The organism is Winogradskyella sp. UBA3174 (genome assembly GCF_002364335.1).
Lineage (GTDB): Bacteria > Bacteroidota > Bacteroidia > Flavobacteriales > Flavobacteriaceae > Winogradskyella.
Window position 1 is genome coordinate 3,553 of sequence record NZ_DEXW01000087.1, and the last position, 267, is coordinate 3,819.

Annotated in this window: 1 protein-coding gene; it reads left to right on the forward strand. The window is 29.6% G+C overall.

From position 1 onward, the window contains the following. Window positions 1-76: 76 nt before the first annotated feature. Window positions 77-267, forward strand: a 191-nt coding sequence (locus tag B2U95_RS15985; RefSeq protein ID WP_296317924.1) for a hypothetical protein, incomplete at its 3' end; no start/stop codon positions are given.

Here is a 267-nt window from a genome sequence, read left to right on the forward strand (position 1 = left end):
GTGATTTATTTACTAAATTAGGTGCTTAACCACGCAACTAGCCATACACATCACGTTGCCATTAATTATGAAAAAAATGAAGTACATAACCTTAACACTAGTAATTTTTCTTCTAATTAGTTGCAAAAATGAAAAGTCTGAAGATAAAAATTTAACTTCTGATAAATTTTATATGCCAGCAGAATATGAAAAACAAGATGCAGTCTGGTTAGGTTGGTCTGATTATCCACCATATCAAAAACCATTTTTAGATATTACTAAAGCCTT